A 21,851-nucleotide genomic window follows, 5' to 3' on the forward strand; every position below is an offset into this window, starting at 1 on the left:
CGCTTGATTTGACAACACACGACAGGTTAGCTGGAACAGCAAAGTTCAGGCCACTAATTTAGTGAGCTAGCTAACGTATTGATATCCCAAAACTCCACGATTCCGTCGCTACTTAAAGTCGTCAGAATGTTATCTTTACTAAAGTGCATATCTAAAATCATGGCGGTAGATGTTGCCGACTCGATTGCAAAAGCGTCAATTTCTCGGCCGTTCTTTGCATCCCATAGCGTCCACCAATATTTGCTTGAACCTGTTGCTAAATAGTCACCACTTGGGCTCAAGGCCGCAGCTCGAAACCAACGAAACCGCTCGTGATAAACTAACTTAATGGGTTCGCGAGTGTTTGAAAATGGCCTAAGCAAGAGCTGCTCATTTAATGCATCTGATACGAATAAAGTTTCATTTTTTAGCCCAGTAGCAGCACTGGTAACACGCTTAGGTAAGGTGTAGCTGAATTTAGACTTCAGAGAATCTATGTGAGACAACTTAACTTGCCCATCATGCCCTGCGGTCATGATTAGTTGCCTGTGCTCTCCCAATTCGAGGTGACTGATCCGTGCTTCATGTAGCTTAGCCTGTTTTGTAAGGCTATTTTCAAAGTCAATTAAATTCAGCGTCCCGTCAGTCATGCCAACCAGCACAAGCACTGGATTAGCATAAATAGCGACTTTAGATATCTTGGCGAACTCCGAGAGGCCCGCGACAGTAAATTGGCCTAATAGAAGGCTGCTCTTTAAATCCCATACATTCAATGTATTTTCAAAGCCCACAAGAAGCAGATTATTGTCTTGAGAAAGCGAGATGCCAGTGACTTTTTTATACTTGTTTAACTGAAACTGATTTTTTATTTTAGTCGTATTAATGTCCGACACTGTGACTAAGCTGCCACTCAAGAACGCAACTGCCGCTGCATCGTTTGAGATAACCCCTAGGTCAATAGGTGCTTCTGTTAAGTAATTAAATTCATTCTGCGGGTCCTTCTTAGCCTCTGAACAGCCCAAAAGTACCAAGCACAACATGGATACGACAGCATATATTATTTGCTTACTCACCGATTTCACTTTGCACCTGCTTCAATGCTCTGCATCACTTTACGTTTAGATCAAAAAACTTGCTTTTAGTTCACTAACACATAACTAATCTTGGCCACAATGCCGCTAATTAGGCAAATTTTTAGCCTCGCTACACGGACAACCTAAGTTAAAAGTACTATAATAGTAGTAATCCAGCTTAAAAGATTTTTCAATTAAGAATCAATGTATTGTCAAATTGAAAATGTAGATCTTATGTAAAGCCAGTGGTAAGAGGTAGGTATGTGCAGTGCTCCACGAGTTAGGCAGCCCTCTAGAGGTAAGCCTTTAGATTATCAAAGCTCAATGAATGAAACGTTAAGCGCTGAAAAACGCACAGCTTTTGCTAAAAAAGCAAATGCAGCATACGAGCGGCGCCACCCAGATGAGGAATATGAAGTGCCACATAGAAAGAATAAAACCGAGAAAAAAACCAAAGCCATCGTGCACCGTATTGAACTCATACTGTTAGTGGTCGTCATTGCTGCGATTGGTATACGAGTGCTATTTATGACCGATTAACTTTAAGAATTGCTCCCCTTCCACTAATTGCAAATAAATCGTGCACATCCTTCCAATACCTATCACAACATAATTAAGTATCGTTTCTCATTTTAATACAAACAACGGCACTATTTTGCAATATCCCCCTTGCACGCTAGCAACGTTATAGTATAACATAATCACAATTGTTACTTTATAACATCTCTAAAGCAGTCGTATTGTAAGGAAACGCGCAAACCTGCTGAACATTACTCTAATAATTGAAAGTAAAAATGAAACACACATATAAATTACTCTCTGTTGCAGTAGCAACGGCTCTACTTACAGCTTGTGGTGACACTAAAACAACGATTATTGAACATGAACCAGTCGTTGAAGAAGTTAAGAAAGATGAAGGTAAAGACCATAATCATGATCACGATCATGGCTCAGAAAATGCCGCTGGCCGTCTTTTAGTAACTTCTCCAGATTCAAATTCGATTCATATCCTAGATATCGAGCATAAGGAAGTCGCCGAAGAGCTAACATCATCACACTATCCTAAATATGTTTATACAACAGCAAGCAGTCGCTATGCTGTGCTTGTTCAATATGACAATAGCCGCGTTGAGTTTGTGGATGGTGGGATCTGGGAAGAAGACCATGGCGATCATATGCACCCATATGAGGAAACACCAAAACTGAGCAGCGTGTCATTTGATAATGTAAAGCCTGCGCATGTAACAAGCGGAGAAAGCAATACAGCCATATTCTTTGATGGTGAGGCGGGTCAAACCAACGCACAAGTTGCAGTTTTCTCAGAAGCTTACCTTGCAGGTGACGCATCAGCATTAGCAGAAATCGAATACGACACAAATATGCACGGTGCTGCTCAAGCACGAGGTGATTATACTCTGAGCACAATTCGTGAAGCAGATACTCACCCTGTATTGCCAAACAAAATTGCACTGTTCCACAAACACGATGATCATTTCGAGCAAGAAAAAGTATTCGAAGCAGAATGCCCTGTTTTGCACGGTAGTGCGCAAAACCACGAGCACGTGAGCTTTGCGTGTGGAGACGGTGTTGTTGTTATTACTGAAGAAAACGGTGAATTCACTGCATCTAAAATTGCAAACCCTGAAAGCTTTGCTGAAGGTCAACGTATTGGCACATTAAGAGGCCATGAAGATAGCCACCAGTTTATTGGTATTGCAGGCACAGACTTAGTCGTCATCGATCCTGAACATAACGAAATTGAAAAAGTAGAATGGACAATCACTGAAGGACACAGCATTGCTGGTGGTGATTTCAACTTCGATGGCTCCCATGCTGCCGTTTTAGATACCGCTGGCGTGCTTAGCATTTTTGAACAACACACAGAAAATGACGAGCACCATTGGGAAGTTTCTCATACGGTAAAAGTACATGAGCATGAATTAGACGCTTTACCTGAAGGCGCGGCTTTCAGAATGACGTTCTCGCAGGCTGAAAATATGGTATTTGTCATCGATTCAGCAGCAAAACATGTTTTAGGTTATGACCTTGAAAGCGCAGAATTAAAAGTAGAAATTGAACTAGATTTCACACCAGACAGAGCTGTTTGGTTAGGTATTGAAAAAGGAGGCGAGCACGCGCACTAATACTCCCGAGTATCACGTGTATGTCTCTTGATTGTGAGCCAAAGTGCCTTTTTTAAGGCACTTTTTTCGTTTATAGAACCGGTGTTTATTTTTAAAAACTAAGATTAAGCGAGTTGCAACAGTTTATAAAAGCGACTAACGACACCATTTGTCCACCCAAACCCTTGCTGTACCAAGTACTCGCCGCCTTTCGCTATTTTGCTTGGGTCAACAACATTGTACTTTTCGAGCAAACACCCGGTATGCGAAAACGTATTCTCTACCGTATTTACCCACTTTTGCGCCACTTTATTCGCTTCATCGTGATAGCCATAATTCAGCAGTCCTTTTACGCCAAACCATTGCAGAGGCGCCCAGCCATTTGGACTATCCCACTGTTGTGCAGTACTGCATAACGTTGTCACCAACCCACCCGACTTCAAAAACTCCGACATTAGGCGTGCGGTCATGTCTTTCGCGTTACTGATGTCAGCCAGTTCAAAAAACATTGGGGTAAACCCTGCCATTGATTCAACGGTTGTCTGGCGTTGCTTTTCAAAATTGTAATCGAAGTACCAACTAGAATTAGGCTGCCACATATATTGTTCAATTAATTTGGCCCTACGCTTCGCTTTGTTTTGGAAAGAATCTCTTAATGTAGTGACGCCAAGCGCGTCGTAGCAATGGGATAACTGACACTCCATAAAGTACATTAAACAGTTGAGATCTACAGGCACAATCGCAGTCGTCATGATTGAATTTAAATCATCAGCATTTTCAAGCCAGCGGCTACTGAAATCCCACCCCGACTCGCAAGCAGCCCGGATATGTCGATAAAAACTAAACTTTTGCTCTTCATCAGCTAGCTCTGCCGCATCCGAGGTATCCTCTTTGTAAGATTCGGGCCTTGCAACAGCCTCATCATCCCAGTAACGATTAAGTACGCCGCCACACGGCATTCTAACAACTCGACGATGCGATTCTAACTCACGCGAAAGTGAATCCTTATCTGACATCCAAAATTCGTATTCGCTCACAAGCGCTTTGGTCACAGTGTTTAGCCATTCGTGATCCGACTTATTTGACTCCCATAACAAGTCAATCATCAAAGCGGTTACTGGAGGCTGAGACCGAGTCCCGTAGTAGCTCCTGTTACCATTAGGTACATGCCCTAACTCATTTATGAGAAAGCAGAAATTAGTCAACATATTCTGGACGAGATCGTCGCGACCACAATCCATCAACCCTAATGCAGTAAAATAGCTATCCCAATAGTATATTTCGTTAAAACGTCCTCCGGGTACAATATACCGCTCAGGTAAGGCAAGCAAAGAGCTCGAGTCTTGTTGTTCTGGTTCTCTTAGTAAGCGATGCCATAAAAGATTTATATACTCTGGGACACTGTTTAAATCTGGTAAAGCTTCAAGTTCAGGTTGAGGCCTAAACTTGAAATGCGATTGAACAAAAGCTTCCAGATCTTGTGGCTGTTCAAGGTCGTACAGCTCACACACTTCTTGCCAACTATGCAGAGGTATGGCATCCGCAAATGTCTTACTATCGGCAAAGATACCGCTTAATTGCACCTCTTTGAAAAGTCGGCTGTGCTCAAACTTCATGATGTTTCCTCGACTATACTGCTGACGAGCACGCTACTTGTTGAGCACGCTTTTTAAATAAAAATAGGGTTAGGGTAATGATACCCATAGGAATTAAGGACATATAAAATGCATGTTGACCGCTCATATATTCAAACACGAAACCCGTAATAAGCGATCCCGTTGTCCCGCCAAGCGCTGAAAAAACCACAATCAAGCCTGTCATCGCTGCGTGTCTATGTTTTTCTAAGCTACTTAACATAATTGAATTAATAACCGGATAAATCGGTGCCATCAGCAACCCAATTAAAGGCATGAGGTATGCGGCAAGTGGCGCATCAAATACGCTAGTAACAGGTACTGTCGGTAAGTTTTTAGTCATTGGCAGAGTCAGTAGCACCAGCGTCGCCATACCCGCAATACATATATTGAGAAAAATATACCAATCAACCTTTTTAAGGATCTGCCCAGCCAGCAGTCGCCCTAAAGCGAGACTTGCGGCAAAGATACTACTGAGCTGTACACTTACATCGACAGGTAAATTAAGTACTTGATTGTTAAACGTGGGTAACCATGTCCCTACTCCCTGCTCTATCAACACATATAAAAACGCACTAATAACGAAAACCAAAACAAGCGGTTGATACGTCAAGCGCAACATATCGATAAAGTCATTTTTTGGACTGTGTTCAGCATTGAGTTTTGGCTTTTCAATCTGAGCGCTGAAAACCAGTAAGAATGTGAGCAATGACAGGCCTGCTAACAGGTAGTATACATTCAACCAATTGTTAGAGGCTACATCATCACTTAAAAATGCAGCGAACACCCAGTAGCCACTGAGTACCCCAACCATGAAAACACCTTCGATGGTGTTTAATAAACTGGAATGCGACTTTGCAGAGTCAGTTACTTGACCAATTAACGCATAAACAGAAACTTTTACAATCGCGAATGCACACCCAACAGCTGCAAACAGCGCTTTCAGTGCCCAAAAACTACCTGCGATAGGTGTGACTAAACACATCACGATAACCAATGAAAGCGCGGCCAGTAGTGCGACCTTGTAGCCTATCCGAGGAATAAACGACGCGACAAGAAAAGACACAATAGCAATAGGGATATCCTTAAATCCCTCTAAGCTTGCCGCTTGCGCTTTGGTTACACCAAACGTGTTAATAGCTTGCAAGATTACAGTGCCAACACTATTAAGCAATATTGCAAATAAGAAGTAACTGACCGCCATGGCCATAATGATTCGCATGTTCTGCATTACATGACTCATAAATACGCTAAGATTATCTCAGTCTAGCGCTCATAAAAGCACAATGCAAACGTTTGCAATTTTAATTTTATGTTAGGTACGTTTTAAAATACGTTGTAGAACGTGATTGTTCGTTAAGCGTAGACTCGCTGTAATCGATTAGCTTGATTGACGCTCAACCAATGAAATAGCCAACTGACTCGAAGTCACCGCCTCTCCAGCCAGTTGTGCCAGCAGCTTTTCAACCAGTAATTCTCCTGCTTTTTTCGTGTCCTGCTTAACGGTTGTCAAAGATGGAGAACTCACATCTGCCATGGCGATGTCATCAAATCCGACAATCAGCACGTCATTCGGAATACTAACATAACGCTCTTTAAGGGCTTTCAAGGCACCAAGCGCGACCATATCACTACATGCAAAAATACCATCAAAGTCAAGTCCATCGCTACGCAGCTTTCTATTGATGCTGTCGTAAGCAGCTTGACTTGTTATATCTATTTTTAAGAGCTGAGCTTGATCCGCTAAACCCGCGAGCTCTATGGCATTCCTAAAACCTTTGTAGCGTTCACCTAGCTCAGCATGCTCAGGCTCGCCTAAAAATAAGGGCTTTTTGCACCCTTTATCGAGAAGATGCTGAGTTGCCACTTTACCACCCAAAAAATTGTCACTTCCGACAATAACATAGTCAGCCTCTGTCTTTGGATCGCCCCAAACGACCAAAGGCATACCCGCTTCAGAAGCTCTTTCTATGAGCGCTTGCTGTTTGCCCTGACCGACCACTATCACACCATCGGCTCTTCGCCCGTCTATAAAGTATCCGTGCCAATCTTCTCCGGCCATAAATGAGTTTGATAACAATAGTTCGTAACCTTGACGATTAACCGCAAGGTTTATATCACTCACCACTTTTAGCAAAAATGGGTCATCAATTGATTGCTCTGTTTCAGCATCAAGATTAATTAAGACCGCTATTACCTTAGTCTTTTGTAATCTCAATCGGCTTGCAGCGGCATTCAAGCTAAAGTTATGGGTTTTAGCCAACTGCTGAATGCGTTCTCGCGTTTCCAGCTTGATAATCGGGTTATCATTAAGCGCCCGAGATGCAGTAGAAGTAGACACCCCTGCTAACTTTGCTAAATCGGCTAACTTTAATTTCTTTTGCGGCATGACACATCCATTACATCTTGAAAAAATTGGCTTGAAAATAAACGACTGTTTTTTGAGCCTAACGGTTTACTAGTCCGGATAACTGCACTTCTAACAGTTCATTTAGCGCGAGTTATTTTCTTATTATAATTCGGCCTCGTCTATCAGTTTCTTAACTCTTTGTTTTTAATATACCAAAGTTCTTAATCATAGGTAAAAAACCTAGAGGCCCTAACTAAATAAGGTAAATGCTAGGTAAAAAAATATCACCCCGCACTATTGCAAACGTTTGCATTAAGTTCTATTTTAGAATAACGCCCAGTGCAAACCAAACAAAATTTTACAAAGAGCGCGCATTATTAGCCCCTTTGTAGCGTGGCGGAAAGCAATGTTGACGTATAGTCAGCCATTATGACAACAAATGAAACAACCAAGGGAGCAGCTCCTGTGAACTTAGGCAAGAAGTATTCAGCACTGACAGCAGCGGTTTTATCCGCCCTCGCATTTTCAAATGCGGTAAGCGCTGAACAAAATAAAAAAACTGACGAAAAAGTAGAAACGATCATCATCTCTGGTACGCCAGGCGGTATGGGGATCCGTAAAGTTGATGCAGCTTACGCTGTTACCAATGTGGATGAGTCGCTCATAGAGCGCCTTGCGCCTAAAAGTACAGCTGACTTATTCAAAGCTATCCCAGGTGTTTGGGTCGAAAGTTCGGGTGGTGAATCTGGCGCGAACATCAATGTACGAGGGTTTACCTCTAGCGGCGATGCTCCTTTTTTGACTGTTAGCCTAGATGGTTCACCTGTATACCCTGCCCCTACACTTTCATTTTTAGAAAATTCATCCATTTTCCGTATTGATGAAACCATCTCAATGATGGAAGGCTTACGTGGCGGCCCTAACCCAGTTTTATCCAATGGCCAACCGGGTTTAACAACAAACTTTCGCCTAAAGCGTGGCCAAGAAGATACCGAAGGGACTTTTAAATACACCACTTCAGATTATGGCTTACAACGTGTAGACGGTGTGCTCAGTGGCGAGCTAAGCGACGACCTATATTATATGGTCGGTGGCTACATTAAACGCTCTTCTGGGATCCGCGATGCCGGCTTTACCTCTGAAAGAGGCCATCAATTTACAATCAAGCTTACAAAAGAGTTAGAAAACGGTGAAATTAACGTTTACACCCGTCAAACTGACGACACCGGTGCTTGGTACTTACCAACCCCTTTGAACGAGCAAGGTGTTGACGCCGAATTCACACAACTGGGGTCACTCAATCGACAAGCGACAATTTACGCTGGCAATGGCAAAGCTGACATCGATTTAGGTGAAGGCCGTGGTTGGAAAGGTCATGTGTCTGGCGGGAGTATCTCGTTTGAATTGGGCAACGACTGGCACTTTATTGATAGATTCAGTCTAACTCAAGGCGATGCAAATACATATGGTTTAGTACCAGGTGGAAATGTCGTTAACCTATCTGATGTAGCGGACAACGGCGAAACTGCAACTGGCGCTGTTACTGGCACGGTATACGACGCAAACACGCGTGTGCAAGATTACGGCCGTTGGGTTGTACTTAAGGATATTGAGGCATTTACCAATGATCTTGCCTTTAGTAAAGACTTTGGAAAAATCAGCAGTGCTTACGGTATGTATACAGCGACAACCTCAGCAAAAGACTGGTGGAGTTTAGGTAACTCTGCTTACCACGTGCTTGCGCAAGGTGGCGAAATGCTCACTGGTATTGCATGCAATGACTCAACCGAAGGGTGTGGTTTTAATTACGATATAAATAGTACTGGTGATGCGACAACAGTGGCTTTTTATACAACACAAAGTTACAAAGCGACAGATGCACTCACATTAGATCTCGGACTGCGTAGCGAACGCCATGAAGTCGACTACTCTGTCGACGAAGGCTTAGACGGAAAAATCACGAAGTCAGTCGATTACAGTGCGAGGAAAACATCTTGGACAGTCGGTGCAGATTATAAACTCAACGACATCAGTGGTGTCTTTGTTCGCTTTAATAAAGGCTTCAAGATGCCTTACTTTGATGACTTCAGAGATAACTTTGACACCTACACCAGTGGTGACCAATTAATTAAAGAAGTATCTCAAAGTGAGATTGGCTACAAGTACATGGGTGAAAACATGGACTTCTTTGCCACTTTCTTTGCAAATGAAGTCAAAGGAGAATCATTCTCTACACGTCCAGATCTGCCTGCACAACGCTTCACGACAGAAGCTCACGGAATAGAGTTAGACTTTAACTACAACCATGACTCAGGTTTCAGCGTCAATCTAAACGGTACGCTACAAAATAGTGAAATTGCAGAAAGCCCAGATAGTACACTGACAGGTAATAAGTCTCAGCGTATTCCGGATTGGCAGTTACGTATCACGCCAAGCTATGAGTTTGAATTAGGTGATATGTTCGCAACCGTTTACGGCACAATTTCAGCAGTAGACTCTCGTTATAGCGATATCCAAAATACACCAAGTGCTGTACTGGATGGCTATGAAAAAATCGATATTGGCCTAACTCTTGAGCCTATGGAACAGGTTCAGCTACAGTTAGCGATTGACAATTTGACCGATGAGCAAGGCCTTACAGAGGGCGATCCTCGTAACCCTGCCGCTGCTAATGGACGATATATCTTACCTCGCAGTATTAAATTTAGTGTCGCTTATAGCTTCTAAACGACCCAATATTTCACGAAGTATGCTTCGTAATACCAGATAACTAACACCAAAGCCCAGCAGGATCACCTTATTACTGGGCTTTTTTCTTTCTGACTTCTACACTTTAGTTTTAATACCTCTGCACGAAATTAACGTATCTCGGCATCTTGCTCATAACACATAATATGCTCAAAATATGTCGAAAATTTGGGAGTTTCACTATGAATATTGAAGAGATCCGCAAAGGCGAATGGCTTGAGTATCACGAGCATCCTGTTGAAGTCTTATCAGTCGACAAGCAACACAGCATGGTCACTGTTTGGGATGAGAAAAACCAAAGTAAAGTTGATTTACATGTTGATGAATTAACCGCTGACCCACAATGTCACTGTGACTCGTATTTGTACTATTAATCTGAAATTGAAAAGAAAACCCAAAGTGCCAGCAGCACTCTGGGTTACCCTATTTTAGAATGACTTCAATTGCCATTGCGCATTGGTGTTGTGTGCTTTTCCTGCACGAGTCAGGTGCACTTGACCCGACGAAGGGTCCGCCCAAACATATTGTTCCCAGTACGTATTTTTCAAGTTAACTGCATGACCTTGCTCTTGTAAATAAAAAGCAGCTTGATTTGGTGACGTCCACAGCTTTGCATCGCCGCTTGAAGTACTTTTATAACTCAAGAATAACTCGGCATTGTCTCTCGTACGGAAATATACCGTGTTTGGGCTAGTCTCGACTTTGATAAAAGCAAGCGGTGATCGGTCACTAATAAAGAGCTCCTGGTTTTTAACAGTGTGACCATTATCGCTAATTGCATGTCCATTTAGCATACTGGTCACGTGCACTACTTCGCCTGTATCTGCTTTAACTTGCTCTGGCTGCCAATCTGCTGGGGGCGTTTTCCATGTTAAAGAACGCCACTTCCAATTGTAAGGCATATTGATCAGAGGATCGTTGACGTCTGAATACCCTTCCTCAGCTTCAATATTGTATAAACAGTGTCTGCGCTCTTCTTCTAATTGCGCGACTCTGGCTAACTGATCTGTCGTACCAACATTCAACTCCTCCATGCATTGAATGAGCGTTTTACCCTTTCCAGACTCACCAGATGCAAGTACATAAGTATGATCTCGCTTGGATTCATCTGCATACCAAGCTAGCATGGCTTGTTCGTCAAAAGATAACCAGTTATTCACTAATTGCTGCGCTTCAACTTGCGCCTTTTCGCGACGCTCTTCTTTAGGAAGTGCCATGGTACGAATAAATGCAGCCCAAAGGTCCTTACTCGCCTCTAATGAAACAAGCGCAACCGGCTTAATGTTGCTCGGTTTGTAGGCTTGCCACCCAGTTTCTCCGCGAGACTCTGGCTTCCAGATAACATCGCCACTTTGATAATTCAGTGCTTCTTTAGTGTCATGAGTATGTTGTTCAGCACCTTCCGAGCAAAGGTACGCTTTAACTTGCCAAATCTTTTCATAGTTGTCGGCAGGTAACCTTACTGTATGCTCTGGGCTGAAAGAGTCTTGGAATAAGTGGACTGCACGTCCAAATAGAAAATAGTTGTGATCAACTTCTACCGCTTGTGCGTAACCGCCCCCATCCCAAACTTTGATTTTTTTGGATTCGGCTGTCGCAGCGTTTATGAAATGATTAATAAATCGAGCTTGCGCTCTTTTTGCTGCGTTAACACCACCTATACCACCGATGTCGTCATATCGACGCATAAAGTGATCTTGCTGAAGATCGGCTGGTTCTTGCGCCACGGCATTAAAACAATTTGGGCCTGTAGGATCTGTACTCGCATTGGTGACGTTAAACCCTGCGATATCGACCCACCTTTCGCCAACTATTGCAGCAAAAATCGCGTCGTACTCAGACCAATATGTCCCATCTTCATTTTTGTTAGATAGGATTTTGCTCACTTCTGCCTGCGCTACGTTTAATTCGATAGCTTTAGCAAGGCCACTACTCCAACCCAGTCTAGGATCGCTGCTATCTGATACTTTGGTATCTTGTCCCATGACTTCAAGAGCAGAGGTACGCGTTAACCACTCATGACCTATTGGCATAATTCCTGCGCCACCCAGTTGTGTAAATGCGGTAGCCGAAGAGCTGATAGTCATTGTCGCTAAAATGCTGCATAGATATTTGATTTTCATAATTACTCCTTTTAAAACGGAGCAATTCTTACATAAAAATTAATAAAGATCACATTTTAATGAATTATTTATTGCACCAATGTTACTTAATCACATTTATAAACCACAAAACACCCAAAATTAAAAATACTAAGACACTGAAACTATTTACGCTAAAGACAGTTCAACAGCTTTTTCGGCATGGACCTCAGTAGTATCATAAAGCGGCAGAGTTGTATCACCGTTATTAACAAGTAAGGCAATTTCAGTGCATCCCAAAATCACAGCTTGGGCACCTTGTACTTTAAGTCGGGTAATAATGTCTATGTAGGCTTGTTTTGACTTTGGAAGTGTTTCACCAACACATAACTCATTGTAAATAACGTCGTGAACAGTGTCTTGATCTGAAGGTGCTGGCACTAACACATCTATATCAAATAAATCTTTAAGTCTTTTTTTATAGAAAGGTTTTTGCATAGTGAACTTAGTGCCGAGTAACCCCACTTTAGTGATGCCATCTCGTTGCAACTGCTGTGCAACTGCATCGGCAATATGTACAAGGGGTACTTTGACATGAGCAGCAACTTCGTCAAATACCAAGTGCATCGTATTGGTGCCAATGAGAATAAAATCAGCGCCTGCGCGCTCTAAATCCTGCGCTTCCTCTCCCAGCATACATGCCATTTTTTGCCAATCGCCAAGCGCTTGTAGCTCTGCTATGGGTGCAAAATCGACACTCTTTATTGCAACTTTAGCTGAATGAAGGCCTCCTAATCGCTTCTTCACTCCCTCATTTATATAACGATAGTAATTTGCCGTTGACTCCCAGCTCATTCCACCTATCAGACCAATTGTTTTCATATATTTCTCCTTTCTAGTTCATTCTTGTCTTAACTAGTTCAGCGCACTGCCCAATTACAGCTATAAAGACATTATGAAAAACTCAATTAAAATGGAATAGCCAAAAATTGTAAAAGTATTCGTTTTGGCGATAAGGAAGAGGGGCAGACTAACTTTTTGGGTTATTTTGTAATAACCCAAAAAGTCCAGAAGGTACTAAATGACAATTTGAATAGGCACACTGACAAAGTGTTAGAAAGAATATCTATACATTAGTGCAGATTGATCAAAATCCTTTCCTTTAAAATATTCCAAGCTGACACTTGAAGCACCAAAATGGGCTTTGAGTCCGCCACCAACTCGAGCGCCACTGCGTTTTGACACGTCCGTCGCATCGTAATTCTCATAACCAAGTTGCGCAAAAGCAGAAATGTACTTGCTAAAACTATGCTCGTATTCGGTATAAAACCTTGCCAGATCAAACTCAGTTGTGCGGTTATCTATCTTGATATCCATCTTGCCTAAATTCGCTCCAATGGCGAATCGACCATTTTGAGTTTCATGCACAAGGTAACCAACTTCAAATATATTCTCATCAAATTCAACATCCGTCTCTGTTAGAAAAATGCTTAATGTATCTTTTTGCCTTTTATAGTTAAAACCAACAAAAATACCATTCTCAAACTCGTAACCAGCACCAGCTTTATAACCATTAGCATCGTAGTCCGCGTCATCTAAATCTGTTTGAGAGTACCCAATCTCTAAATAGGTTTTATTCAAATTTGCCGCTTGAACATTAAAACCCAACGTTGCACATAGTGCGAGTAACCATCTTTTCTTCATAATTTATCTCCACATAATTTATGGAGAAAATCTTAATCTTTTCGCATCGTTGAGTCCGTAATAAAGCATTAACTCTAACATCAAATTTTGGCCAAAATTATTTAAAACTCGGACAAGTCATTTACTTTCTTTTACATAGAAATGAAAATGTAGACATAGAAAGGTTCTGTGCGATTAAAAATATATCGATAAAATTCAGATAGATAAAAGACAATCTAAAGTGCAGCAGTATAAAAATTTACTCTTGTAGTACATAGCTAATAAAAGCAAATGCACATGGTTAATGACCGATACAAATATTCATTCGGAACTTTAATAACTGCTGAGCTAATAACAACACAAAACTATGATATGGAGTAAAACATACTCCAGCCTTTGACTGAAAGCACGATGAAACAAGGCGCACTATAGTGCGCCAAACGGTAAGTTATAAACCGATACTATGTTTTAGTGTAACCTCACATGGGTCACCATCACGACCAAATGCAGATTGTATGAATAGCTCATCACCTTGCTTTAAACTAGTCAAAATGGCTTTCGTTGTATCATAACGACGTTTAGCAACTTGATCATTGAAATTAGTGGAGTTGTCTTTATTTACATCGTAGTAAATATTACACCCACCTGTTGCACCGGTGTTTGTTGTCCACTTCAAATTAACTGAGTAGTTAGACACACTGTAATTAAACTTGGCGTTTTGATTTTGCGAATATACGTCGTCAACTTTAACGGTCGTCCAACGTGCTTGAGGCACACCCGGTCTAGGTTGCTCGGTAATACTAACACCGAGTGCTGCAGCTTGAGCCGCTGAGGTAAGAGTAAGAGCGGCAAATAGAACCGACGTTTTTAAAATTCTCATCACTAATTTCCTTTTAATTCATATTCTTTACCTCGGACACGATGTCGCGAGGCAGTACCCATATTAGATAACTCTCACAAGAATGTAAAATTAAAGTTTATTTACGTTAATAAAGTGACAAAAATGACCAGTCAGAGACTTCAAAAGTCGATTAAAATGACCACTAAATAAATATGATAGAGACATAATACATACGACTTATCTTTCTTTAGCTGTGACACATCGCGTACGCGTAAATATGAAAAAATTCCAGCAAAGACTATCGGTATTAAAACCAGTTTAATAGGGTTAAACACCCTGCCACTGCGTACATTTAAGACACAGTGGCAGTTGCATTAACACCATGTATTAGCTTTTAAAATAGTCTTTTGCCTTGTCGATGAACATATCAATGTCACTGCGGCAAACCCCTGAATGGGTCACTAACCGCATTCCCTGATAACCAGGTGTGATGTTAATACCTTGCTTAAACATCGCTTGAGCAAAATCATTTATATTAATGTCTTCACTTACATCAAGAAAAACTAAATTGGTTTGTACTTGGTAAGCACTACTATCAAACCCCGGTAATTCGTTCACTCTTTGTGCTAAGTATTGTGCATTAGCATGGTCTTCAGCTAAACGTTCAACATTATTCTTCAGTGCATACAATCCAGCTGCAGCTAAAATACCCGCTTGCCTCATACCACCGCCTAGCATTTTTCTGATCCTTCGCGCTTTGGCGATTAATTCCTCGTCACCTAACAGTAAAGACCCAACAGGAGCGCCTAGACCTTTGGATAAGCACACAGTCATTGAGTCGAAATGTTTGCTTATTTCTTTTATTTCCACACCCAAAGCAACTTTGGCGTTATAGACTCTTGCACCATCTAAATGAAGCTTAAGTCCATACTTTTTAGTAAAAGCACGAGCTGACTCCAAGTAACTTAGCTCAAGCACCTTTCCCCCAATCGTATTCTCCAAACTAAGCATTTTAGTTTTTGCAAAGTGACAGTCATTGGGTTTAATCGCTGCCCGAGCTTTCTCTAAGCAAATACGACCATCCATTTCATTGTCGATCGGTTGAGGTTGCACAGAGCCCAGCACAGCAGCTCCACCCGCTTCATATCGATAATTGTGCGCGCTCTGCCCACAAATATATTCGTCTCCCCTTTCACAGTGAGCCATAATCGCAAGTAGATTCGCCTGAGTTCCAGAAGTGACGAAAAGTGCTGCATCAAACCCATGTATCGTTGCACTATAATGTTCTAATTCATTCACGGTAGGGTCATCTCCATAAACATCGTCGCCTACCATTGCATTACTCATTAATCTACGCATATTTTTGCAAGGCTGTGTAACCGTATCAGAGCGTAAGTCGATCATAAAACTTCCTTAAGTTTCTTAGAGAACTTCATAATATGGCCAAACCAAACGAAATTAAACACCCTAAGAAAACGACCAAGGGTGGTGTGGTACTAAAGCAAAGGAGGCTTAATCTCTTCAATGCCGAATTGTTCGTTAAGCACCGGACACGCTAGTTGCTCGGTACGCTCATGCTTAAAGCGCTTAAGTGAATTTATCGGTGTGCCGTCCATTTTTATCATGTTTTCAATGCCTGATGGAGTGTACAAGATTAACATTTCCACATCGTTATCCGTGTTATTGCGAAAACCTCTAGAAGCACCTTCTGGACAAAATACAAAGGACCCTTCTGGTGCCAAAACCTCCTTTTGACCGTCATAAAAAGTAAGACTCCCCTTGGTTATATAAAAGGACTCTTGCTCATTTGAATGAGTATGGATCGGTCCGCCTTGACCAGGCTTTAAAATAGAGAAAATTAATGAGAATCGACTATTGGTTTGAGCCCCCGAAGCGATGATTCGATACAAATTGCCAGCTGAAAGGATGTATTGTGTATCAGTCGGCAAGTCTACTTTTATTGATTTAGCATTCATTATTCTCTCCTTTAAATTTCAAAACCAAGGCTCGTTAATATCAAAATTGATAAATATATCCCTATACCAAACATGATATGCGCGGTTACACTTTTAAGACGCGCAACATAAGGTGATGGAGTCTTAGAAGCTGCAATGCCAAAACCAAAGCTCGGTTGCATTATAAAAAAGGGAAAAGCCACAGTTATAAGGCCAAACATGACACTGGTTGCAAAACCTTCTGCACTGCCCCCCATAAGTTGACCCCAAAATAGAAATATGGCGCTAAATACCACACCAATTATATAGTGGCACACCCAGCCAACAGTGGTTTCGTGTCGCATTCTTGGGGATTGTACAATGTTGTCATGCCTCAATTGACGGTCTAAATACAATACCCACCTCCCGACCAATGCATAGTCTAAAGAGTGAACCTGAAACACCCGCTTTAAGGTATAGCTATAAAGATCCATAAACAGGGTTGCGCCAATGCCGATTGCGACCGCATAAGACATAAAAAAATTAAAATGAGAACTAAAGAGCATAGAGCTTTCCTTCAAGATTTATTGAATAAACTTCTAGATGGCTATATTGACTATGCCACTTAAAGTCGACTTGAGGTCAAGCATTTTCTTTTATAAAAACAACGTCTCTTTTTTGATTAAAAAGGCAGGCGACTATCGTAGTATTACACTTGTGCAAAAGACAAATACTTTGAAAGTGCAGTAATTAAACTCTCTAATTGAATTGGTTTGGTTATGTAGTCATCCATTCCGGCTTCCAAGCAAGCTTCTTTGTCCCCTTTCATTGCATTCGCGGTTAGTGCCAAAATAGGAATACCCAAATAAACGTCTCCCCCGACTCCCTTTCGGATCCGCTTAGTCGCTTCAAACCCATCCATCTCAGGCATTTGACAATCCATGAGTACCAGCGCGAAGCTATTCTCTGCGCTTTGCTCTACCAATACTTTAATTGCTTCTTTCCCGTTGCTGGCAAGCTCTGGTTTGAGTCCCAGAGAGTCCAACATTTTTTTAGCCACTAACTGATTAACTGGATTATCTTCTACCAGAAGCACCCGTTGCCCAGCAAATCTGTGCTCATTTATTGGGTTATCATGTTCGCCGCTTGGGAGTTTTCTTTGCCGACTTTCAATATATTTCTCAATATCTTGCTGAGTAAAGGGTTTAGTATATTTGCTTGAATATCCTAATTTTTTGAAATACTCACTATTGTCTTTATCACTGAGCATCGTCAACATAATGGCCTTGGTCGTCGGTTGTAATTCCCACTTTTTAAACCAGCTGTCTGTTTTTCTCCCACCAACTTTCCGACTGACAATAATCAAATCTATATCGTTTTCAAACAAATGGGTTTGTGCGCTTCTAAATGTACTTTTTACATCTACCTGAGCCGAATAACATTCGAGTAACGCTTTAAGCGCATTCGCTGACGCTTCATGGCTTTCAACAATTAACACACATCCAAATACAGGTCTTTTTTGTGGTGACTCTTTAACCGCTTTACAGAGCAAAATGTCAAAGCTAAATGTACTTCCTTTCCCTAAACTACTTTTTAGCGTCACTTTCCCCCCCATTAAGATCGACAATGTTTTAACAATAGCAAGACCAAGCCCAGTGCCACCAAAACGTCGTGTTGTTGTAGCGTCAACCTGAGAGAACGAGTCAAAAAGCTTGGTTTGTTTATCATCTTCGATACCTATTCCAGTATCTCTAACTACGCCTAAAAGCCTTACTTTATCTCCTTCTAATACTGTTTCAAGGGTAACGACCACCTCTCCTTCTTGTGTAAATTTGAGTGCGTTTCCGACAAGGTTGCCTAGTATTTGCTTAAACCTAATAGGGTCACCAATAACCATGCGGTTATCGACTAAATGTGTTTCCAATAAAAGTTCAAGGCCCTTATCATGAGCTGCATGGGCATGCGTCTTTATCAAAGCGGCACCTTGCTCGACAACATCAAATTCAACTTTATCGATTTCCAACCGACCAGCTTCTATTTTTGAGAAGTCTAAAATATCATTTATCACGACCATTAACGCATCTGCACTGGACTTAGCGGTTAAGACGTAATTTAGCTGAACTTCCGTGAGGCCCTCTTTTTCAACGAGATCAAGCATGCCTATGACACCATTCATTGGCGTTCTTATTTCGTGGCTCATATTCGCTAAAAACTCGGACTTATGCCGCGAAGCCTCCTCCGCTTTTTTCTTGGCAAGCCCGAGTTCATAGTTTGAATTAAGTAATGCCTGCCTAGATTGTTTATTCGCGAAGTTGTGTAGCTCCCCCACCATAATTGCAAAGCCAAAATTAAAAATGAGTTGAGCAACCATAATAGTTATAAAGAACAGTTGGATATAAATACTGGTATCATCAAGAATACTTGAAGCGTTTTGACTAATCGGCGCACTTACTCTGAAAATACCTGCCGTATTTAGGCAACCAAGTCCCAATACGACTAAAGCACCAGAAACCTCAAACCGGTTTCTGCGATGCTCGACCAAAATAGCCACAATCCAAGCTGAAGTAATAAAGATCATTGATACAGCAAGCTTCAGTCGATAAGTATAGGAGTCGTGCCAATAAGTAAATAAAGACAGCAGTATGAGAAAGGCGGTCAAATAACCAGCCAATACTCGCCACGGAGGTCGCCGCTCTACGGCATAATAAAGACCAATAAGCATCATGATTAAAGAGAGTTGGCCACAGAAGTTCGACGCTATATGCTTAAAAAAATAAGGCAGTGATTTTTGAGCAGCAAACAAGCCAAAGTTTGCGACTAGTAACCATGGACCAACGGCCCAAAAGACCGTTGCTTTTATGTCCCTGTTTGCCATCCATAAAAAAGTCAAGGCAGTTGCTGACGCTACAATCCCCACGGCACACATAAGAAGTATTGTCTGGGTTGAAAGAACTAACATCGCCACCTGCTTATTTTTTTCATTGCAAACCTCTGGATTTTCCTTACTAAAAAGTAGGAGACAGGTGCTTTAAAGTAAAGTGTGAACACCTGAAACTTCAATAAATTAGTGGTCTTCAGTCCTTCAAGTTAACTTACGTAAAATCGAAACATATCCCAGTTAATATAGGTATCGCGCAGCCCGAAAGTCTCTAACAATATGATCTACTGGCGTCCAAACTGTCACCCTTTGAATTGGGTATGTCCACTGACTGCTGGGACATTTCAAGGCACCCACCTAACTATATCGACAGCTTCATAGCCTCTTGTTACTCAAACTAGTCCGCCAACAACCTCGTTGCATAACTGTGCATAATCCTAAATTACGCACTATGATAATTTGACAACTGCGTTAGCAAACTTAAAAAATGGACCTAATTGAACTTATTTATATTAGTACTGTGACTAAGCCCCTTTGCGATGAAGAGCTAGAGCTTTTACGTAGGCAATGTGCAGCAGCTAACCAGCTACAAGGCATTTCTGGGATGCTGCTATATGACAGACATCACTTTATGCAGGTTATTGAAGGAGATAAACAAAAAGTTGACGACTTGTTCGAGCGAATAAAAAAAGACCACAGGCATAGTGACGTTTCTGCGTTGATTTGCAACCCGATAGAAAAGAGAAACTTTCGGCGCTGGGCGATGGGTTTAATCGATTTGGATAAAAATGAAGCATACCGAAAAGTTCGGAAAAGCCGCCCACATAGAAGACTTCCGTTAAGTTATAAATTGCTAAAATCTTTTCGCAATCACGAATTTGAAATAGAGGATCACATCGATAAATCCTTCGGAAACTAGCGATGCTTTTCCTTAATGAAACCTTAGAAACTGTCGCGATTATTGTTCCAAGCACAAGACTAAAAGTTGAACTAGTGTAATTGCCTGTAATGGAAAAACATGAGTTTTAGGAGAAAAACACATATTTCGTCCATTTTTGTGGTTTCTAATCTAATCCGTACATTTCCCAACTATTTTTCTTTTATGAACAATATTTATTTAAGCATCGCAATAATTGTTGCAGCGATGAGCTTCATCGCACTGATAAGGACCAATCAATTACGTAAAAAGGATTTGAAGGTCTTAAATGAAATCAAAAAAGCTAAAGATGCGCTGAGCAAGTCGGTCCTTTATCATGGCAAGAGTGATATACCTAACTACATGTTTTTTATGCAGAGGTTGATGAAAGTAGATCGCAAATTTTCTCGCTTTCATGTCTCACTGATAAAGTTAGGACGTACACCTGTGTTTGATTCAATCGAAGGGAACATTGATTCACTTTCGGAGTTGTTTAAGGACATAAGCAAGGCTTGTCAGCCGTTTGCTTTGGCATTACATGACTCAGAATACCTTGTTATGGCTTTTGTAACGCATGATACCGACTCGAGCCAACAAGAGGCACAATCAAAACAACTTGAGATTTTAGACAAGTTACCTAAACAAGTGTGGGTCAATAACACTCAAGTACCTATTGATTATGCGATTTCTTCTATGAGCTTGACTGGTCAGTCATCCCTGTACGGCATCGACAAAGTGCAACGCCGATTAACCTTCTCAATGAAGTTTGCACTCGAGTCTGAAAATGGCGCTTTTAACCACAATGAAAAGCTGTACCAAGCAGAAATGTATCGAAAGCATGTACTTTTGAAGCTAATGAACAGTATTTCTTTTAACCCTGATGATTTTTATCTCGTATTTCAACCTATGTTTAAAACCTCAAACCTCGATCAACCCAAACGTTATGAGGCACTTGTGAGGTGGAGAAATACTAAAAATGTGGGACCTAAAATGTTTATGCCAATGATCCAAGATAAACCAGAGCTGCAAAGTGAGCTAACCAGGATTGTTGTTAATCAGGTTTACTCAATGCTAAAAATTAAGCTAGATGCACAGGAAAAGCTAAAACCCATCCACTTGAATATTTCCGTTGCCATGCTTGAAAACGAGCAATTGCTAGATTATTTGAAAAAGGTCATTCGCGATACACCATCCCTCGCAGCTTTTATAACTTTTGAGATAACCGAAGGAAGTGACCTTAATTTAAGTGCCAATGCTCAGAATACACTCAGAAAAATGTCAAACTTAGGGTTTAGTTTTGCTATTGATGATTTCGGGAAAAGTACGTCTGACACCGAAATACTAAATAGCAGATATTTCAACTCTGTTAAAATTGATAAGGCGTATATTTCGGACGTTCAAAGCAAGTCAGATCAAGCACCAAAACTAGACGCAATAGTCAAACTAGCTAAAGCAAGTAAAAAGACAGTAATCGTGGAAGGCATTGAAAATCGTCATCAATATGAATATGTTAAACGATTTCCGAATATTTACTTACAAGGTTATTACGCATCAGTGCCGCTGACAATGAATGAGTTTCTTTCAAACGAGGCAGCTTAACCCTTCTCTTGC

Annotated in this window: 18 protein-coding genes; 6 read left to right on the forward strand and 12 right to left on the reverse strand. The window is 41.3% G+C overall.

Annotated elements, in window-relative coordinates; genetic code table 11:
- Positions 1-53: 53 nt before the first annotated feature.
- A complete protein-coding gene (locus tag A7985_RS10030; RefSeq protein ID WP_065790319.1) occupies positions 54-1,052 on the reverse strand; it encodes a WD40 repeat domain-containing protein in 999 nt (332 codons plus the stop codon).
- 261 nt (positions 1,053-1,313) lie between these two features.
- On the opposite strand from A7985_RS10030, the gene A7985_RS10035 reads away from it, so the two are divergent.
- Together A7985_RS10035 and A7985_RS10040 are read left to right on the forward strand one after the other, a co-directional pair.
- Positions 1,314-1,592, forward strand: coding sequence for a hypothetical protein (locus A7985_RS10035; protein ID WP_065790320.1), 279 nt, complete (start codon positions 1,314-1,316; stop codon positions 1,590-1,592).
- Between the two features lie 254 nt (positions 1,593-1,846).
- Positions 1,847-3,196: a hypothetical protein gene (locus A7985_RS10040; protein ID WP_065790321.1), complete on the forward strand. Its 1,350-nt coding sequence runs from the start codon at positions 1,847-1,849 to the stop codon at positions 3,194-3,196.
- Positions 3,197-3,300: 104 nt separating this feature from the next.
- On the opposite strand, the gene A7985_RS10045 is transcribed toward A7985_RS10040, so the two are convergent.
- The 3 genes from A7985_RS10045 to A7985_RS10055 all read right to left on the reverse strand — a co-directional run bounded on the left by A7985_RS10045 (position 3,301) and on the right by A7985_RS10055 (position 7,198).
- The gene (locus A7985_RS10045; RefSeq protein ID WP_065790322.1) at positions 3,301-4,791 is read right to left on the reverse strand and encodes a trehalase family glycosidase; all 1,491 of its coding nucleotides are present in this window, start codon (positions 4,789-4,791) and stop codon (positions 3,301-3,303) included.
- 13 nt (positions 4,792-4,804) lie between these two features.
- On the reverse strand, positions 4,805-6,040 hold the full coding sequence (locus tag A7985_RS10050; protein ID WP_065790323.1) for an MFS transporter: 1,236 nt from the start codon (positions 6,038-6,040) through the stop codon (positions 4,805-4,807).
- A gap of 150 nt (positions 6,041-6,190) precedes the next feature.
- Positions 6,191-7,198 carry a LacI family DNA-binding transcriptional regulator gene (locus A7985_RS10055; protein ID WP_065790324.1) on the reverse strand — a complete coding sequence of 336 codons (1,008 nt, stop codon included), beginning with the start codon at positions 7,196-7,198 and terminating at the stop codon, positions 6,191-6,193.
- 426 nt (positions 7,199-7,624) lie between these two features.
- Between A7985_RS10055 and A7985_RS10060 the strand changes: the two genes are divergently transcribed.
- Complete coding sequence (locus A7985_RS10060; RefSeq protein WP_065790499.1) at positions 7,625-9,886, forward strand: TonB-dependent receptor; 2,262 nt, start codon at positions 7,625-7,627, stop codon at positions 9,884-9,886.
- A 203-nt stretch (positions 9,887-10,089) separates the two neighbouring features.
- Positions 10,090-10,281, forward strand: a complete 192-nt coding sequence (locus tag A7985_RS10065; protein ID WP_065790325.1) for a hypothetical protein — start codon at positions 10,090-10,092, stop codon at positions 10,279-10,281.
- 54 nt (positions 10,282-10,335) lie between these two features.
- Here A7985_RS10065 and A7985_RS10070 read toward each other — a convergent pair whose 3' ends face one another.
- The 8 genes from A7985_RS10070 to A7985_RS10105 all read right to left on the reverse strand — a co-directional run bounded on the left by A7985_RS10070 (position 10,336) and on the right by A7985_RS10105 (position 19,405).
- Positions 10,336-12,030: a hemolysin D gene (locus A7985_RS10070; RefSeq protein ID WP_065790326.1), complete on the reverse strand. Its 1,695-nt coding sequence runs from the start codon at positions 12,028-12,030 to the stop codon at positions 10,336-10,338.
- 147 nt (positions 12,031-12,177) lie between these two features.
- The gene (locus A7985_RS10075) at positions 12,178-12,870 is read right to left on the reverse strand and encodes an aspartate/glutamate racemase family protein (RefSeq protein ID WP_065790327.1); all 693 of its coding nucleotides are present in this window, start codon (positions 12,868-12,870) and stop codon (positions 12,178-12,180) included.
- Positions 12,871-13,101: 231 nt separating this feature from the next.
- Positions 13,102-13,692, reverse strand: coding sequence for a hypothetical protein (locus A7985_RS10080; protein ID WP_065790328.1), 591 nt, complete (start codon positions 13,690-13,692; stop codon positions 13,102-13,104).
- Positions 13,693-14,119: 427 nt separating this feature from the next.
- Entirely contained in the window at positions 14,120-14,551 is a 432-nt protein-coding gene (locus A7985_RS10085; protein ID WP_065790329.1) for a hypothetical protein, read from the reverse strand.
- Positions 14,552-14,899: 348 nt separating this feature from the next.
- On the reverse strand, positions 14,900-15,916 hold the full coding sequence (gene ltaE, locus A7985_RS10090; RefSeq protein WP_065790330.1) for a low-specificity L-threonine aldolase: 1,017 nt from the start codon (positions 15,914-15,916) through the stop codon (positions 14,900-14,902).
- A gap of 92 nt (positions 15,917-16,008) precedes the next feature.
- Entirely contained in the window at positions 16,009-16,488 is a 480-nt protein-coding gene (locus tag A7985_RS10095; protein WP_065790331.1) for a cupin domain-containing protein, read from the reverse strand.
- 11 nt (positions 16,489-16,499) lie between these two features.
- On the reverse strand, positions 16,500-17,012 hold the full coding sequence (locus A7985_RS10100; RefSeq protein WP_256096710.1) for a DUF2938 domain-containing protein: 513 nt from the start codon (positions 17,010-17,012) through the stop codon (positions 16,500-16,502).
- A 143-nt stretch (positions 17,013-17,155) separates the two neighbouring features.
- Positions 17,156-19,405 (reverse strand): response regulator, encoded by a 2,250-nt coding sequence (locus A7985_RS10105; protein ID WP_081310497.1) that lies wholly within the window; start codon positions 19,403-19,405, stop codon positions 17,156-17,158.
- A gap of 406 nt (positions 19,406-19,811) precedes the next feature.
- On the opposite strand from A7985_RS10105, the gene A7985_RS10110 reads away from it, so the two are divergent.
- Entirely contained in the window at positions 19,812-20,243 is a 432-nt protein-coding gene (locus tag A7985_RS10110) for a BLUF domain-containing protein (protein WP_065790333.1), read from the forward strand.
- Positions 20,244-20,342: 99 nt separating this feature from the next.
- On the forward strand, positions 20,343-21,839 hold the full coding sequence (locus tag A7985_RS10115; RefSeq protein WP_081310498.1) for an EAL domain-containing protein: 1,497 nt from the start codon (positions 20,343-20,345) through the stop codon (positions 21,837-21,839).
- The last annotated feature ends 12 nt before the right edge of the window (positions 21,840-21,851 follow it).

Source organism: Pseudoalteromonas luteoviolacea (assembly GCF_001696455.1).
GTDB classification, from domain to species: domain Bacteria; phylum Pseudomonadota; class Gammaproteobacteria; order Enterobacterales; family Alteromonadaceae; genus Pseudoalteromonas; species Pseudoalteromonas luteoviolacea_C.